This is a genomic window from Joostella sp. (assembly GCF_048266025.1).
Taxonomy (GTDB): domain Bacteria; phylum Bacteroidota; class Bacteroidia; order Flavobacteriales; family Flavobacteriaceae; genus Galbibacter; species Galbibacter atrarenae.
In genome coordinates, this window is sequence record NZ_JBLXAF010000006.1 from 86,753 (window position 1) to 103,625 (window position 16,873).

General features: G+C 32.2%; 11 protein-coding genes. 3 read left to right on the forward strand and 8 right to left on the reverse strand.

From position 1 onward, the window contains the following. Positions 1-114 precede the first annotated feature (114 nt). Positions 115-1,197, forward strand: coding sequence for an alkaline phosphatase family protein (locus ACN0TY_RS11365; protein ID WP_417444585.1), 1,083 nt, complete (start codon positions 115-117; stop codon positions 1,195-1,197). Between the two features lie 89 nt (positions 1,198-1,286). Here ACN0TY_RS11365 and ACN0TY_RS11370 read toward each other — a convergent pair whose 3' ends face one another. From ACN0TY_RS11370 to ACN0TY_RS11390, 5 genes are all read right to left on the reverse strand, one after another. Continuing rightward, positions 1,287-4,109 (reverse strand): M16 family metallopeptidase, encoded by a 2,823-nt coding sequence (locus ACN0TY_RS11370; RefSeq protein ID WP_417444586.1) that lies wholly within the window; start codon positions 4,107-4,109, stop codon positions 1,287-1,289. Between the two features lie 134 nt (positions 4,110-4,243). After that, entirely contained in the window at positions 4,244-5,581 is a 1,338-nt protein-coding gene (locus ACN0TY_RS11375) for a RagB/SusD family nutrient uptake outer membrane protein (protein ID WP_417444587.1), read from the reverse strand. A gap of 10 nt (positions 5,582-5,591) precedes the next feature. After that, positions 5,592-8,996, reverse strand: a complete 3,405-nt coding sequence (locus ACN0TY_RS11380) for a TonB-dependent receptor (protein ID WP_417444588.1) — start codon at positions 8,994-8,996, stop codon at positions 5,592-5,594. Between the two features lie 173 nt (positions 8,997-9,169). Then, positions 9,170-10,312 (reverse strand): FecR family protein, encoded by a 1,143-nt coding sequence (locus ACN0TY_RS11385; RefSeq protein WP_417444589.1) that lies wholly within the window; start codon positions 10,310-10,312, stop codon positions 9,170-9,172. Between the two features lie 97 nt (positions 10,313-10,409). Next, a complete protein-coding gene (locus ACN0TY_RS11390; RefSeq protein ID WP_236959969.1) occupies positions 10,410-10,940 on the reverse strand; it encodes an RNA polymerase sigma factor in 531 nt (176 codons plus the stop codon). 347 nt (positions 10,941-11,287) lie between these two features. Between ACN0TY_RS11390 and ACN0TY_RS11395 the strand changes: the two genes are divergently transcribed. Both ACN0TY_RS11395 and ACN0TY_RS11400 read left to right on the forward strand, forming a co-directional pair. Further along, on the forward strand, positions 11,288-12,874 hold the full coding sequence (locus ACN0TY_RS11395; protein ID WP_417444590.1) for a beta-N-acetylhexosaminidase: 1,587 nt from the start codon (positions 11,288-11,290) through the stop codon (positions 12,872-12,874). Between the two features lie 135 nt (positions 12,875-13,009). Beyond that, a complete protein-coding gene (locus ACN0TY_RS11400; protein ID WP_417444591.1) occupies positions 13,010-14,533 on the forward strand; it encodes a GH3 family domain-containing protein in 1,524 nt (507 codons plus the stop codon). A gap of 1 nt (position 14,534) precedes the next feature. On the opposite strand, the gene ACN0TY_RS11405 is transcribed toward ACN0TY_RS11400, so the two are convergent. Genes ACN0TY_RS11405 through rpe form a run of 3 tightly spaced genes read right to left on the reverse strand, consistent with a single transcriptional unit; the run spans position 14,535 to position 16,799 of the window. After that, the gene (locus tag ACN0TY_RS11405; protein ID WP_417444592.1) at positions 14,535-15,110 is read right to left on the reverse strand and encodes a hypothetical protein; all 576 of its coding nucleotides are present in this window, start codon (positions 15,108-15,110) and stop codon (positions 14,535-14,537) included. Between the two features lie 58 nt (positions 15,111-15,168). Further along, positions 15,169-16,140 carry a YpdA family putative bacillithiol disulfide reductase gene (locus tag ACN0TY_RS11410; RefSeq protein WP_417444593.1) on the reverse strand — a complete coding sequence of 324 codons (972 nt, stop codon included), beginning with the start codon at positions 16,138-16,140 and terminating at the stop codon, positions 15,169-15,171. Then, on the reverse strand, positions 16,140-16,799 hold the full coding sequence (rpe, locus tag ACN0TY_RS11415; RefSeq protein ID WP_236959964.1) for a ribulose-phosphate 3-epimerase: 660 nt from the start codon (positions 16,797-16,799) through the stop codon (positions 16,140-16,142). Before rpe ends, ACN0TY_RS11410 begins: the two co-directional genes overlap by 1 nt. Positions 16,800-16,873: the final 74 nt, after the last annotated feature.

Here is a 16,873-nt window from a genome sequence, read left to right on the forward strand (position 1 = left end):
TTTAAGAAGGCAAGTCATTTTTTGACTTGCCTTTTTTAATTCTGATTAATAGTTTTATTTGTTCATAACTTATTAATTTTAGCTAGTATTAAAAAAAGAAATAAAACCAACCTTATGAAGAAAATAGCCTTACTGTTTTTACTGATAGCAACTTTTACTTTTGCACAAGAGAAAGAACAAAAAATAGTATTAATTACTTTAGATGGACTCCGTTGGCAAGAATTATTTACAGGTGCAGACGAGAAGTTGGTAGACAATAAAGCGTACGTTAGTAACACAGAAGGTTTGAAAAAAATGTTTTGGGAGGATACTCCAAAGCTACGTAGAGAAGCTTTATTTCCTTTTTTATGGGATTATGTAGCTAAAAACGGACAGCTTCATGGTAATAGAGATAAAGGGAGTAAAGTGAATCTAACAAATTCAATGTGGTTTTCTTACCCTGGCTACAATGAGATTTTAACAGGTAATGCTGATGATAATAACATAAAAAGCAATGACAAAATCTACAATCCAAATACTACCATTTTAGAATTATTAAATAACACAAATAATTTTAAAGGGGAGGTAGCTGCCTTTGGAAGTTGGGATGTATTTCCATATATAATTAATGATAAGAGAAGCGGTGTTCCCGTAAATGCGGGGTTTAGAAATGCTGAAGGAGATTTAACTGATAGGGAAAAGTTTTTAAACCAATTACAGTCAGAAATACCTAGCCCATGGGGAACTGTTCGTTTAGATGCCTTTACACATCATTTTGCTAAAGAATATATGAAAAGTAAGCATCCTAAAATAGTTTATGTAGCTTATGGAGAAACTGATGATTTTGCTCATGATGGAGATTACGAAGCATATTTGAAATCAGCACATACTACAGATTCTTTTATTAAAGATTTATGGGAGTTTACACAAGAGGATGAATTTTATAAAGACAACACAACCTTTATAATTACTACAGACCATGGTCGTGGAACGCATCCTTTAGAAACATGGAAAAGTCATGGAAGTGATATTAATGGAGCAGACGAAGTATGGATTTTAGCTTTTGGGAAAAATGTGCCTGCACTTGGTGAAGTTAAAATAGAAGAGCAATTGTATAGCAACCAAGTAGCTCCTACAATTTTAGAGATTTTAGGTGTAGATGATGCTCCAAAGAATATGACTGGCTCCGTTATAGAGATGATAAGGAGCAAAGAATAACTTTACAGAGAAGTTTATGTAAAAAAACCTCCACTAGTTTCTTTTCAATAGTATAGAAACTAGTGGAGGTTTTTATAGAAAGATTCTTATTATTCTTCTAAGTTTTCAGGAATTAAAATAAATTCCACATGGTTAGAATAATCAAAATAGGTGTTTGCTGCTTTTTTGAAATAATCAGATGTAATTACATCATATCGTTTTTCATAGTCTAATATTTCTTCTGGATTCCATCCATATTCATCAGCACTTCTTAACTTCATTACCCAATAACTGTTACTTTTAAGTGCTACCTTAGTAATATTAAGTTCAGCTTCTTTAATTTTAGCTACATTTTTTTCTGAAGCCCCATTTTCTTGTATATCTTTTATAACCTCATGTACTTTATCAATTAAGGCTTCTCTGTTTTCAGGATCACATGTAAACCTTACATTCATTCGGTACCAATCGTAAGGGCGGTCTGTTGCATATCCAGAAACTTGAACTCCATATACTCCAGACATTTTTTCTCTTAACTCTTCGGTGAGCTTTATCTTTAGAAGTTTTCCTAAAAGAGAAACTTGCATTTGATTGTCTAAATTATAATCAAGTTTTCCAGTAAATCGGATATCTACTTTAGACTTATCTTCTGTTCCTTTAGTGATAACTTTTCTATGTTTTCCTGTAATTCTTCTTAAACCGATATCTCTCCACGATTGTTGTTCTTTTAAATCCGAAGGTAAACCTCCTAGATATTTTAAAACCATTGGTTTTAGGGTGTTGATATCAAAATTACCAACAAAGATAAACGTGAATCCATTAGCATTTGAAAAGCGCTCTTTGTAAAAGTTAAACGATTCTTCCAGCTTTAATTCTTCATTAATTTGTTTTTCAGAAAGTGGAATAGATCTTAAATCATTGTTAGTCATTGTTTTACTTATTTCATTATCAAAAACAGTATCAGGATTCAGACTATCATTTTTAATAGAAGCAAGCATTCTCTCTTTAGAGGTATTAAATACTTTTTCATCTTTATTTGGTGCGGTAAAGTAAAGATTTATAAGTGTAAGCATTCTTTCTAACTCTTCAGAAGTACTGCTTCCAGAAAATAGTTCATCATAATAATTTATATAAGGAGTAACAGAAACCGTTCTTCCCATATTTAGTTTCTCTAGATTGATGTTTGAAATTCCATCCACACCACTATTACCGATAATGTTGCTGGCTTGTCTTGCAGACACATATAATTCATCTGGAGCAATAGAACTCCCCCCTTGTCTGTAACCTCTAAGCGAGATGAGATCATTTTGTAATTCGGTAGGCTTTAATATGATTTTCACGCCATTACTTAGCTCCCAAGTAGTAACATCAATTTTTTCATTGTAACTGGAAGCTGTTACTTTTCCAGAATCAACAATTTTTGCTTTCAGCTTTACATCTCCTAATGTATCTACATAAGGTTCAATTTCTTTTGAAGTTGACGTTTCTAGTAATCCTAAAATATCATTTTCAGTAGGTAGCTTAAGATTTTCCTTTTCAGGAGCATTTAAAATTATAGTTAGATTTTTATTCTGAATCCAAAAGTCAGCAATCTCATTTACATCATTAATAGAAATTGTAGGTAATATATGTTGGTAAAATTCATATCTGAAATTTTCACTTAAAACAGGTTCGTTATCAGTGAAATTATCTATTAACTCTTCCACATAAAGCTTAGAAGGAATCTTTCCAGCTTCTTTACGAAATAACTCAGCATTATTTATAAGCGCTTTTTTGTAGCGTTCCAACTCAGTTGCTTTAAAGCCATGCTGTTTTATTCTTTCATTTTCTTGTAATAGTATGGAAATACCATCGTTAATCTGCTCTTCTTTTAAGATTGCTTTTAAGTAATATGCATCTTTATTGCTTAAAAAATTACCGATTCCACCAGTAGCTGAAAGTAAAGGAGTGTTCTCAGCAAGTTCTAATTCATCTAATCGTTGTTTTAACATCCCTGTAAAAAGGAGTTTTATGATGTCGTTTTTGTAATCTTCTAGAGTGGAAACAGCCTCTTTTTCTTCCTTATAATAAAAAGAGACACTTGTGCTTTTAGCCTCTTTGTCAGTTACAACTTTTATGGTTGTAGCACTATTATCTTCAATGGTATAACGTGTTCGCTCTTTTGGATTCTTAACTTCTTTAATTTTTGAAAATAAAGACTTTACTTTTTTTTCTGTTTTATCAATATCAATATCTCCAACAATGATAACAGCCATTAAATCTGGTCTGTACCAATCTTTATAGAAATTTTTTAAGGCACTATGTTCTCCATTCAATATAATATCTAATGAACCAATAGGCAGTCTTTTTGAGTAGCGAGAATTATTAGTGATTACAGAAATTGTTTTGTCATACATCCTAGAGTTTGCATTGTTTCTTGCTCTTAATTCTTCGGCAACAACACCACGTTCCTTGTCTATTTCATCATCACTTAGTGTGATCCCGTCTGCCCAATCTCTTAATATATCTAAACTTGTGTCAAAAATACCTTCATCATCTGTTGGAACAGTTAATTTGTAAACTGTCTCATCGAAACTAGTATGTGCATTTAGATCTGCTCCAAACTGAACTCCTATACTTTGTAAGTAATCGATTAATTCATTTTTCTTGAAAGATTTTGTGCCATTAAAAGCCATATGTTCTATAAAGTGTGCGAGTCCTAATTGGTTTTCATCTTCTAGGATAGAACCTGCATCTAGAACGAGTCTTAATTCTGCTTTTGCTTCAGGCTTAACATTCTTTTTTAAATAATATTTTAAACCATTTTCCAAAGTACCTGTTTTAATTGAAGGATCCATTGGTAACGGAGTACTTAAATCAGAATTATTGAATGTTTTCGTGTCCTGTGAAAAGCAAACTCCACAGTATAGTATAAATAATATTTGTAGTATTTTCATTTTTAAATTTTCTTGAGTATTTCCATCCTTAAGGCATATATTTCCTTAAGGATGTAATACTGTTATTCAAATAAATAAAGATTTTTATGTATGCTTATCTAAAAATTATTGATAAGTTTTATAGTGATAACGGCTTATTCGTAACCTGGATTTTGATCTGCAAGTGTAAGAAATTCATTCCCTTCTATTTCTGTTGTAGGGATCGGAAGAATGTATTGATCCACACTTGTTATAGAAGGTTTTAAATCCATAGCTTTTTCAAATCGTAATGCTGCAAACCAATCAGATCCATTTTCATAGGCCATCTCTTTAATATATTGGTTAAAGATGTCATCATTGAGTTCTTCAATAGAGGTAGCAGTAGATAAATCTGCACTTGCTCTCTCTATAATTTTGTTTAAAGGAATTTTTGCGGCTTCAACATCACCAGTACTTCTGGAAATACCTTCAGCTTTTATAAGGTACATTTCTGCTAAACGGATAAAGAATGTTGGACGAAAACTATTTTCATTATTAGTTTTTAAAACAGTAGTACCACTATAGCTGGCCTCTTTTCTAGGATCATTTTCCATGAGATCGGTAAACCATCCATCAGCAACACGCCCAGCGTAAAATCGCTTTCTATTATTCTCATCATTATCAGATTCGGAATCTCTAAAAGTTACTAGGATATTTTCTGAAGCATTATAGCCTTTATCAAAAACATCAGAGAAGTTAGTTTCTAAAGAAGTAGTTCCCTCATTTATTACTTGATCTGCTATGTTTGCAGCCTCATTGTATTGCCCATTATACAATAGAACTCTTGCTTTTAAGGCTTTTGCAGCTGTTTTTGAACCTCTGTAAGAAACTGTAAAGTCAGGAGCATTAGAAATTGCATAATCTAAATCTGACAATATCTGACTGTAAGATTCTTGTACAGAACTTCTTTTTATGCTTCTAGTAACAAAGTTTACAGGTTCTGTTCTTAGGATCACTCCTAGATTACTACTAGAGTCATAAAATTGTCCGAAATAGCGTAATGCATCAAAAGTAGCCATTGCTCTAAGAAAATGAGCTTCTCCAATAATTTCTTTTTTTGCTTCTGGAGTAATAAGATCATTACTTAACTTTTCTGTGTTTGCAATTGTATTATTTGCGGCATCAATCACGCTATAAAAAATGCTCCAGAAGTTCCTTACTGTAGCATTTTCAGCAAGAATATCATTATCGAAAATCTCTTCGTCTGAACTAGAATTTATTGTCATAGAACCTATTAATGCACTCGGAATTATTTCAGAATACATATAATAAGAAGAATTTGTATATGATATAATCTGGCTATAAGCACCATTTAAGAGAGCTTTAGCATCATCTTCATTTGTTACTACATTTTCTGGGACTAAATTATTTGGCGGATCTTGATCTATAGAATCTGTCAAATTACAAGCCGTTAATGTAATTGCTAGTATTGTTATATATAGTACTTTTTTCATAATATTTTTTTTAGAAACCAATGTTTACGCCTAGAGTGAAAGATTTCTGTGGAGGAAATCTATTAGTATCTCTCCCAGATCCTGAAATATCATTATTAAATAGAGTACCTCCTTCTGGGTTAGCTCCTGGATAATTTGTTAGTGTCCATAAGTTTTGAGCAATACCATAAAATGATATAGAATTAATGAAACTGATTCTATCCATTGTTTTTCTAGGCAATGTATATCTTAAGTTTAGTGTATTTAATCTTAGATAAGATGCATCGTGTACGTAATAGCTAGAAAGTCTATCATTATCATTAGGGTCTTTATAGACAATTCTTGGCTGATTTGTAGGATTTTCTGCTGTCCATGCATTATAAACTTCAGTTGTTTTATTCTCACTAAAATAGGTGCTTGTAAAATTGATTGCTCTTGATTGAGAAAACCACATTAACTCATTACCTATAGAGTAACTAAATTGAGCTGAAAGAGAGAAACCTTTGTATCTCCAAGTACTGCTGAATCCACCAAATACATCAGGTTGAGAATTTCCAATAGTAGTTTGATCAAAGTCATTAACAATTCCATCAGGGATCCCATCTGGGCCAGAAATATCATTAAATTTTAAATCTCCAGGAGCAGTTCCATCTTCTTGATAAACTCCATTTGGAGCCGCTTGATTCAATGCATCGATTTCTGCTTGATTCTGAAAAATGCCTGCGGCTTCATAACCATAAATAAGCCCAATAGGACTTCCTTCTTGCAAACGTCCACCTCCCAAACCAGGGAAACCAACTATATAACCGTCATCATCTTTATAGTCGTCTCCTATTTCTGTAAGTGTATTTGTGTTCTTTGTTGCATTTAAGCTTAGATTCCATGAAAAATCTTGATTATTAAAAAGACGAATGTCCAAAAGTAGTTCGTATCCTTTGTTTTCCGTTTTTCCAATATTTGCAAGTACAGATGTTACACCTGTATTTCCAGGAGTTTTTACAGGGAATATAACATCCTCTGTATTTTTTGAGTAATATCCTATTCCTCCAGAAATTACATTTTTAAAAAATGAAAAATCCATTCCTAAGTCAAACTGCTTCGTAGTTTCCCATTTTAATCGATCGTTACCCAATTGAGATAAAACAGTGGAAGGGTCGTTTGCATAAGCATCAGTAGAATATAATGTTCTCCATTGATAAGCACCAAAATCTTGTTGACCAGTTAATCCATAACTAACACGTAATTTCATTTCGTCAATGACATTGCTATTAGCTATAAAATCTTCATTAGATAATCTCCATGCCGCTGCTGCTGCTGGAAAAAAAGCATATTTATTCTCTTTAGCAAATTTTGAAGAACCATCTACTCTTCCTGTTAATGTGATAAGGTATTTTTGATTATAATCGTAATTAACTCTACCAAAATAAGAAGCTAATCCTGAACCCTCTTCATAGGATTCACCTCCGTTACTAACGGTAGCACTAGATACATTGCTTAAAACATTATTAGAAAATCCAGTTCCAAAAGCTTTATTGTAAGAGCTGTTTATCTCCTCAAAAGTGGTTCCTAAAACTGCATCAATATTATGCTTTTGATTAAAAGTCTGCTTGTAGGTTAATGTATTTTGCCATTGTAGAATAGTATTTGTAGACCTACTGTCTTGAGCAAATCCATCTCCATCTCCACTAAATCTAAACCAACCTCCCCTAGAAGTGTATTTTGGATAAAAGCTATATTGATTTCCGTTGTTATAATTTGCGGAAAGTCTGGTTTCAAAAGTCAATCCTTTCGTTAAATCTAATTGGGTGAATACAGACCCTAGAAAAAGAAAAGTTTTATTTTTATTTTTAGCTTGTGCTAAAGCAACAGGATTTTCGCTGTTAGAAGTTTCAGAATATGCATAATTCCCATCTTCATCAAAAATAGGAGCATCTGGTCTGAAAGTGTACATTCTATCTACAAGACCTCCATCTGCAGAAGATTGATTAAGATAGGATGTTTGTAAGCTGGTTCCAAACCTCCAAAAATCAGTTATATCATTATTTAGGTTTATATTTAGCGTGTAACGTTCACTACTTGCACCTTGAATTCCGCTTTCAGAATTTAAAGCAGAAAGGGAAATAGAATATTGTGATTTTTCACTCCCTCCGCGGACACTTAAATTAGCGTCGGTAGAAACAGCCATCCCGTTAGTTAGCTCGTTTTCCCAATTAGTTTCTGTATCTCCAAAATAAGAACCATCTAAAACACTTTTTGTAAAAGCATCATCTACATTACTGTTTTGAACGGCTCTTGTCCAAATATCTTTATATTGATCTGCATTTAAAACATCCAATGTATTTGGAGTTTGTATCGTGCTAGAAACATCTACATTAATTGTGGGTTTCGAGTATTTAGACCCTTTTTTTGTATTTATAATAATAACTCCATTGGCTGCTCTAGAACCATAAATGGCAGCCGCAGATGCATCTTTTAGAACGCTTATAGATTCAATGTCATTTGGATTTATATTAGCGATCGGTGTACTTAAACCTTGGTAATTTAATTCTCTACCTAGATTTTGACCTTCGGTTCCACCTACAGGAATATTGCTTTGAGGAACTACAGGAATTCCATCAATAACGAACAGCGGTTGGTTAGAACCTGATAGGGAGGAAGTACCTCTAATTCTAATTTTAGACGCAGCGCCAGGTTGTCCGTTTGGAGTACTTACAGAAAGACCTGCTACTTGTCCTTGAAGTGCTTGTTCTACATTTACTGTTGGAGCTTGGTTGCTAAAGCTCTCCATTTTAACACTACTTACAGCTCCAGTAATATTTTCTCGTTTTACTTCTCCATAACCTACAAGAACAACTTCATCAATAGCTTCTACGGCTTCTTTAAGGGTTACATTAAGTGTAGAAGCGTTATTCACCTTAACTTCCTTGGTTTCGAAACCAATGTAAGTAAACTGTAATACATCATTTTGACTAGCAGTAATGGTGAAATTTCCATCTTGATCTGTACTCGTCCCAATTGGAGCATCTTTTACTTTTACTGTAACCCCTAATAGCGGAACGTTATTTACATCAGTTACTTTTCCAGATACTTGATTTTGGAGATTCTCTATTTTATCAAAAAGGAAGGAGCTTTTAAAAGTGTTTTTCCTTAAAACTATCTGCTTCTTCTTAAGAATATAAGTGATATTACTATTATTAAAAATAGTATCTAAGATATCAGAAACAGATTTCTTGTAAACATCAATAGAAACTTCTCTTTGAGTATCTATTTCGTTATTATTATATAAAAATTTGAAATCTGTTTTCTGTTCTATTTCTTTAAGTACAGTTTCAATACTAACATTTTTAAGATTTAAATCAATCTTTGTTTTTTGCGCATATGAGTTTGCGTTTACTGTAAATAAAGAAGCTAAGAGAAAAAATATAGTTAACTTCATTTTTAAATAAAATTGAGAGGAATAAGACCAATAGGGCCTTATGAAAGTTCTATTTTTCATACATTTGTGATGTTTGGTTATTAGACTAATTTGACTGAACAATTTTTGTGAAACAGGGGATGCTGCAACATTTCCTGTTTTTTTGTGTTTGTATTTCTTCTTTTACATGTTTATTATTTTTCTGGATTTGTAATCGTTATTTCTTTTCCTTGAATTTTATATTCAAAGGGAACACTTATTTTAAATGCTTCCATAACTTCATCAATAGTTTCGATGTCAAAAGAAGCTGTGAAATTTTGATCCTCTAACGCCTTATTATTATTAACAATGGTGACGTTATATTTTCGCTCTAGTTGTTTTATTATTTCTGAAAATGGAATAGCCTCAATTATTAGTTTTCCTTCAATCCAAGCAGTGTATTTAGAAACATCTTCATTTTTAACATCTATATTGTTAGAACCAACATTCAATGTTGCCGTTTGATTCGGAGCTAGTTGAGTACCTTTAATATTTTTATTTTTTGAACTTACTTTAACGGAACCTTCTATTAATGCAATATTAGAGTTGAGGTTGTTGGCATAAGCATTAACATTAAATTGCGTCCCTAAAACAGTTATATCTAAAGCAGTTGTTTTGACTATAAAAGGCTGCTCTTTATTTTTTGTTACATTAAAGAAACCCTCTCCTTCCAATGTTACAACTCGCTTTTTGTCTTTTTCAAAATTGGTAGGGAATTTTAAAGTACTTCCAGCGTTAATGTGAATTGAAGTGCTGTCTGAAAGGATGATATTTAATGTCTTTCCGTTGGGAACATGAACTGTATTTATACTGTAATCCTTTTTATTTATAGGTTGGAAAACTAAATCTGAACCTACTTTTTTTGCAATAGCATCCCCTTCATGATTAAGAATTTCTTTTTGTTCTGAAAGTATAATATTATTGGTTTTTCCTTTTCCTATTTGAAGGGTGATTATAGGTTCCTCAGGAGTATTTCCAATTTGTTTAAGGTTGTAATAACTAATTCCTAAGGCGATAACTCCAATGAAAACTGCTGCTGAAGCAAGAACTCTTTTAAGAACAATTTTATTTGTTAACTTTTTCTTTTCTAGATGCTTAGTTAGAATTTCTTGCCAAGCCTTATCCGTATCTATTTGATTTATTCTATATAAGTCATTTTCTTTTTTTAAACGCTTTAATTTCTTGTAGAAATCGCTATTTTCTTTAGATTCAAGAATCCACGATTGGAACATACGCTCTTCTTCTTCGGTATGTCTATTATGAAGTTTTTTTATTAATATGTCGTTAATCTGATCCATGTTATATTTAATAGAGAAGGCCTCTTTTATAACTAGGATCCCAAAACTTTAATTCAGGGTGACGTCAATTGGAGTTTTTTTTAAAGAAATTATTATTTTACTGGTTTTTATTCAGTAATAGGAAGAGAAAGCTGTGATAATTAGCAGACTTTCTCAATATTTTATAAGCTTTCTTTATTTGAGACTTTACAGTATTTATAGATACTCCTAGAGTATCTGCTGCCTCTTGATATTTTAAATCTTCTAAAACACATAAAACAAATATCTCTTTGCACTTTTCAGGAAGATTATTTAATTCTTTGTTTAAAATAGTAGAAGATTCATCTTTAATGATACTATCTTCAATAGAATATTCTGTTCCTTTTTGGATTTCTATTGTGTGATCAATTTTCTTTTTTTTCTTCTGTTTTGCTATCCATTTTAAAGAAGCATTCACAACAGAACGATTAAGGTAACTTTTAAAATCTTTAATATCGTTTAAGTTTTTTTTGTCGAGTAACTTCAAGAAAACCTCCTGTACAATATCTTTGGCATCATCAATGTCCTCTATGTAAAAATATGCTTTTTTACAGAGTGCAGTATAATGTATCTCGAATTGAGATTTTATATTTTTATTATGTATTGACAATTAAAAAGGAATTGAAAAGTGAAATACCTTAAACCCGCTAAAGTAGTAATTCATTGTAAATAAATAAAGAGAGTGAGTTATTTACTTCACTAAAAGTAGGGTAAGTATTAAATTTTTATTGTATTCTTAATTTTGAATCTTACAATTTGTTCAATAATTATAAAAGTGATAGTTTTAATGTTCCCTTTTTAATGATTAACTAAACACTAAAAGGTTTTATTATAAAATAGTAAGGAAACATAATTTAAAATCACTGAAATCGATTCTTTTATTAAGTCAAGTTTTGCTTTTTTAAGGAATAGGAAAAAAAATAATTAAATATTACTAACCAATTACCAAGTTTTAAAATGATAAATATTAAAAAGTACATTTTACTAAATGCCAGTTTAACATTGGCGATTCTATTATTTGCTTGTACGACGCCAAATAAACCACAAGCAAGTTTAGAAGATAGAAGTTTAATTCCAGCTCCTGTTTCTGTTGAAAAGAATGAAGGGACTTTCGAAATTACAGAAAGTACAGTATTGTATGTTGATAATGACGCAGCATTAAAGGCTGTAGCAGGCAGTTTTGTAGAAACAATAGCCAATGCAAGTGGTATTAAATTAAAAACAACTTCTAGCACCGATGATGTAGCTAGTGGGATTGTCTTTAAAATATCTTCGGAAGTAGAAGGAGAAGAAGGTTATAAATTAAATGTGAATGAAAATCTTGTAACATTGAGTGCTTCTACAGCAGCTGGTGCTTATAGAGGTATCCAAACATTAAAACAGTTATTGCCTTCTGAAATTGCAAGCCCAGAAGTTATTAAAAATATACGATGGGTAATTCCAGGAGTTAATATTACAGATTACCCTCAGTACTCTTACCGTGGAAGTATGTTAGATATGTCAAGACACTTTTTTACTGTTGATGAAGTAAAGAGATATATTGATCTTATGGCAGCATATAAGCTAAATGTTTTACACATGCATTTAACAGATGACCAAGGTTGGCGTATTGAAATAAAATCATGGCCAAAGCTTACAGAAATCGGCGCTAGTACGGAAGTAGGAGGCGGAGAAGGCGGTTTTTATACGCAAGAAGATTATAAGGAGATTGTTGCTTATGCACAAGAGCGATATATAACTATTATTCCGGAGATAGATATGCCAGGTCATACAAATGCTGCATTAGCTTCTTATCCAGAATTAAATTGTGATGGAAAAGCACCAGAATTATACACAGGAACAGAAGTAGGCTTTAGTTCGTTTTGCATAGACAAAGAGATTACATATACTTTTATAGAAGATGTAATTAAAGAAATTATAGCAATTACTCCTAGTGAGTATATTCATATAGGTGGAGATGAGTCTCACTCTACAGAATTAGAAGATTATATTCCTTTTGTTACTCGTGTCCAAGATATGGTTTATAAACATGGGAAAACGCCAATTGGTTGGGATGAAATTAGACATGCTGAATTAAAAGAATCTACTGTTGTACAGTTTTGGGCGAATAAAGAAAACGCTCAAGAAGCAGTTAAGCAAGGGTCAAAAGTATTAATCTCTCCAGCATCCAAAGCTTATTTGGATATGAAATATGATTCAATCTCTCCTTTAGGACTTAGTTGGGCTGGACTTATAAATGTAAAAACAGGATACGATTGGAACCCTTCTACTCTTGTTGAAGGAGTAGGGAAAGATAATATTGTTGGAGTAGAGGCTCCACTTTGGGCAGAAACTTTAGAAACAATTGATGATATTGAATATATGGTAATACCTCGTTTACTAGGTTATGCAGAGATTGGATGGTCTCAGGATTCATCAAGAGAATGGGATACTTATAAAGTCCGATTAGGGAAACATTATAACCGATTTAAATTGAAGAATATCAATTTCTATGAATCAGAAATGGTTCCTTGGGATAAAGCTGCTAAAGATTCTATTCAATAGTAAACAATTGTAATCATACAGAAAGTCGCTTTTATAGCGGCTTTTTTGTTTTCAAATAAATATATAGCTGTAATATTTTATCTTTTTATTAATAAATTTTAATGCTAGAAAAGTTAATTTCAAAGAAAAAATAATATGGCAATAGTAGGTTCTATAATAAAGGGAGTTATCGAATTAGCAGATAGTGTTATTCCAGAAGAGAATGCAGCAAAAGAGCAGCATAAAGTTTTAAAACATCTCTTGGAGAAAGCTAAGGAAACTAAATTTGGTAAAGATCACTCTTTTGAAACTATTTTAGAATCTGATTCCATAGAAACGAGTTTTGCTCTTAATGTTCCTTACTACGATTATAATAGTATTAACGATAAGTATTGGAAGTTTTTACATGATGGGCAAGAGAATCTAACTTGGCCTGGAAGTCCAGAATATTATGCATTGAGTTCTGGTACTACGGGGAAAACTAGTAAGCGTATTCCTGTTACTGAGGAGATGTTGGATGCGATAAGAAAAACAGGGATAAAGCAAGTTGGTGCATTAGCAAATTTTGACCTTCCAGCAGATTTCTTCGAAAAAACAATTATGATGTTGGGGAGCTCTACCAAGCTGAAAGAGAAAGATGGACATTTAGAAGGGGAGATTAGTGGAATTAGTGCAAGCAATATCCCTTATTGGTTTAGAGGTTATTATAAACCAGGTGTAGAGATTTCTCAGATTGACGATTGGGATGAGCGTGTGCAAAAAATTGCCGAAGAGGCTAAGAATTGGGATATTGGCGCTTTAAGTGGAATTCCTTCTTGGATGGAGCTGATGATGAAGAAGGTGATAGAATATAATAAGGTAGATAATATACATGATATTTGGCCTAATCTTCAAGTATATACCACGGGAGGAGTTGCTTTTGGTCCTTATAAAAAAAGCTTTAATGCTTTACTAGATCATCCTATAAATATAATAGATACTTATTTAGCTTCAGAAGGATTTTTAGCTTATCAAGAGCGTCCAGAAACAAAGTCTATGAAGTTATCGCTTGATAACGGTATCTATTTTGAATTTGTTCCTTTTAAGCCAGATTATATTAATGAGGATGGATCTTTAGTGGCAGATGCTCCCTCTATAAATATTACTGAGGTAGAAAAGGATGTTGAGTATGTACTTATAATATCTACTGTTTCTGGAGCGTGGCGTTATTTAATTGGAGATACTATAAAGTTTACAGATGTAGAGCGTGCAGAAATTATTATTACGGGTCGTACAAAATTTTTCTTAAATGTAGTAGGTTCTCAATTATCGGTTAATAAAATGAATGATGCCATTCAGATTATAGAAGATAAATTTGATATGGAGATTCCAGAGTTTACTATTGCAGCCACCAAAATAGATAATGAATATTACCATAAATGGTATATTGGATCTCCAAATAACAATACGAATAAAGAGGAAATTGCATCCGCTCTTGATGAGGCTCTAAAGGAAGCAAATAAGAACTATAAAGTGGCGCGTTCTAAAGCATTAAAAGGAGTAATTGTAGAAGTTATAAAACCAGAAATATTTCATGCTTGGAATGAACGTAATAAAAAGAAGGGCGGACAAGTAAAAATGGAGCGTGTAATGGGAGAGGAGAAATTTAAAGATTGGGAAAGCTTTGTTGCTGAACAATAAATTACTTTAGCTCTTGTGTTAGTTGTAAAATATCCTCGGGAGATAAATACAAATTTTTAATTCTATTTTTATAGGTTTCAGAGAGGCTGGTATTATTAAGGATAAAATTTTTAGTATTTAAAATATAGTCTCCCATACCATGGCTAACAGCAAATGTGTCTGCGGCTCTTTCGGCTTCTCGGATGTGCTTCCCGATAAAAATATATTTAATTCCGAATATGAGCAGATTAAGGCTGCTTCTGTTGAGGTAATCTATAATATGCCCCAGTTCATGCCCAATCCAACCGATAATCACATCTTTTGGGACGTTATAGATATTAAACTCTTCTCCTTCAATATTAAAATTACTACTGATAAATATGATATACTTTCTTTTTTTAGCACTTCTAAGGAGTGTCTTAAAATCAGGCTGTGCCTGCATAAAAGATTTCTGTAGCTTTTCCTTGAATTTAAACTCTATAGGAACATCTTTTAACTCTGGATAGAAATTAAGAGCTCTCAAAGTTTCTTTTTTTATGCTTTCGGGAATTACTTTGTTTGTTGTCTCCAAATTATTCTCTAATTCTTCTTTTCTCATCTCTAATAAAATACAAAAAAGGAAAGGGAGAATTCTAGTATCAGATTATAATTTTCTCTTAATTTTTCTTGCTTAAGATATTTTGTACTATAATTTTAGCATGAATTCTAGAGTTTTCAATAAACCAAAGATGTGTATCCATACCTCCACAAATAACACCTGCGAGATATAAATTATTAACGTTAGTCTCCATGGTATCTTCATTATACTGAGGATAAAATTTTCCATCTTCAGATAAGTTCACTCCGATTTTCTCTAGGAAAGAAAAATTAGGTTTGTAACCAGTAAGCGCTAAAACATAATCATTTTCAATTACCTTTTCACCTTCACTAGTATTAAGGATGAGGGTATTCTCTTTAAATTCTTTTACTGTTGTATTAAAAAAAGCTTTTATACTTCCTTCTTTTATTCGGTTTTCGATATCTGGTTTAACCCAATACTTAACACGTCTTCCAATTTCTGGACCTCGGACAATAATACTTACATCTGCTCCCTTACGGTAACATTCTAAAGCGGCATCTACAGCAGAATTACTAGCTCCGATAACAGCTACCTTTTGCATGGAATAGAAATGAGGATCTTTGTAGTAATGAGCCACTTTTGGTAAATCTTCCCCAGGAACATCTAAAGTGTTTGGTATGTCGTAAAATCCAGTAGAAATAATTGTATATGTTGCGCTGTAAGTTCCTTTTTCTGTAGTGATATTAAACAGTTCATTGTCTTGCTTTTCAATGGAAACTACTTTTTCAAAAAGATGAATATTAAGGTCGTTAGCATCTACAATTCTTCGGTAATATTCTAAAGCTTCATTCCTTTTTGGTTTTGCTTCTGTGCTTATAAAAGGGATATTGTCAATCTCTAATTTTTCTGAAGAAGAGAAGAATTGCATATTCATAGGGTAATTAAATAATGAATTTACAATAGGACCTTTCTCAAGGATTAAATAATCAATTCCCTTTTTTTTTGCTTCTAATGCGCATGCAATTCCGATAGGACCACCGCCTACAATTATTAATTCTATATGCTTCATTAAGAAATTTTATTTTTCAGATCAGAAATTGTTTCTTTAGAATTATCACTTCCAAATATGTAACTTCCTGCTACAAGAACATCTGCACCAGCAGCTACAAGTTTTTTAGCATTATCTCCATTTACACCGCCATCGATTTCTATGAGTGTAGTGGCGTTATTTGCTAAAATGAGCTCTTTTAATTGTGATATTTTTTTGTATGTATTTTCAATAAAAGATTGACCTCCAAAACCAGGATTCACACTCATAATAAGAACCACATCAATATCTTTAATTACTTCTTCGAGAACACTAATACTTGTATGTGGATTTAGTGCAACTCCAGCTTGCATTCCTGCAGCTTTAATAGCTTGTATTGTTCTGTGTAAGTGTGTACAAGCTTCGTAATGTACCGTTAGAATATCAACTCCTAAATCTGCAAAATCTTGAATATAGCGATCAGGATCTACAATCATTAGATGCGTGTCTAATGTTTTATTGGCATGCTTTGCAATGGCTTTTATAACTGGCATTCCAAAAGATATGTTGGGAACAAATAATCCATCCATAACATCGATATGAAACCAATCTGCTTCACTGTTATTTACCATTTCTATGTCACGTTGAAGATTGGCAAAGTCGGCAGCCAAAATAGAAGGAGCTATTAATTTATTATTCATCGGTATGAAGTGTGTAATTAATGATTCTTATATACACAAAAATACGGGAAATATATTTTATAGCAGTGGTGATT